Origin of the sequence: Kitasatospora sp. NPDC091257, assembly GCF_044757675.1 — a bacterium.
Taxonomy (GTDB): Bacteria; Actinomycetota; Actinomycetes; order Streptomycetales; family Streptomycetaceae; genus Kitasatospora; species Kitasatospora lactacystinica.
The window spans coordinates 1-1,188 of record NZ_JBIVVI010001797.1; the positions used below are offsets into that span (position 1 = coordinate 1).

The window sequence follows — 1,188 nt, forward strand, 5'->3', positions numbered from 1 at the left end:
CCCGCGCCACGGCCCCGGACCTCTTGAGGACTCGATGACGACCACCCCCACGCCCGCCTCCCTCGGCTACCGGATGCCCGCCGAGTGGCACCCGCACGAGCGCACCTGGATGGCCTTCCCCACCACCAACCCCACCTTCGACGGCCCCGAGCAGCTGCACGCCGCCCGCCAGGCCTGGGCCGCCGTCGCCGACACCATCGTCGGGTACGAGCCGGTGACGCTGATCGTCAACACCGGTGAGACCGAGGAGGCCCGCAAGTACGTCTCCGAGCGGGTCGACATCGTCGAGCGCCCGCTGAACGACGCGTGGATGCGCGACATCGGCCCGTCCTTCCTGATCGACGGCAAGGGCTCGCTGGCCGCCGCCGACTGGATCTTCAACGGCTGGGGCGCGCAGTCCTGGGCCCGCTGGGACAAGGACCAGCACATCGCCGAGCACATCGGCGAACTGACCGGGGTGCGGCGCTTCGCCTCCCGGCTGATCAACGAGGGCGGCGGCATCCACGTCGACGGCGACGGAACGGTGCTGGTCACCGAGACCGTCCAGCTCGGCGAGGGCCGCAACGCCGACTGGACCAAGGAGGAGGTCGAGGCCGAGCTGCACGCCTTCCTCGGCACCACCAAGGCGATCTGGCTGCCGCGCGGACTCACCCGCGACTACGACGAGTTCGGCACCCGCGGGCACATCGACATCGTCGCCTCCTTCGTGCGCCCCGGCGTCGTGGTCGCCCACGTCCAGCCCGACCCCTCGCACCCGGACCACGAGGTCTGCCGCGAACTGGTCGCCGTGCTGCGCGCCTCGACCGACGCCCGGGGCCGGCCGCTGGAGGTCGTCGAACTGCCCGCCCCCACCGTCCTGCTGGACGAGGACGGCGAGCCGGTCGACTACTCCTACATCAACCACTACGTGGCCAACGGCGCGGTCGTCCTGTGCGCCTTCGACGACCCGCGCGACCAGGAGGCCGCCGCCATCCTCGCCGAGGCCTACCCGGGCCGCACCGTCGAACTCGTCGACGCCCGCGAGATCTTCGCGAACGGCGGCGGCATCCACTGCATCACCCAGCAGCAGCCGAAGGCACTCTGACGCCCCGTCCGGGCGGGGGCCCCGCGCCCCCGCCCGGACGGCTTCCGAGGCCCCGTTCCACCGAGGAGACCCGCACATGGCCCGGCCCGGCCACCGGTTCCGGC

Annotated in this window: 1 protein-coding gene; it reads left to right on the top strand. The window is 72.6% G+C overall.

Annotation, left to right across the window (positions count from 1 at the left end):
• Positions 1 to 34 precede the first annotated feature (34 nt).
• Positions 35 to 1,084, top strand: coding sequence for an agmatine/peptidylarginine deiminase (locus ACIQOV_RS42100; protein ID WP_401056518.1), 1,050 nt, complete (start codon positions 35 to 37; stop codon positions 1,082 to 1,084).
• Positions 1,085 to 1,188 lie beyond the last annotated feature (104 nt).

What these genes read in the sequence shown, in the direction of transcription:
- ACIQOV_RS42100 (WP_401056518.1), top strand. Translation starts at nt 35, where the DNA reads ATGACGACCACCCCCACGCCCGCCTCCCTCGGCTACCGGATGCCCGCC.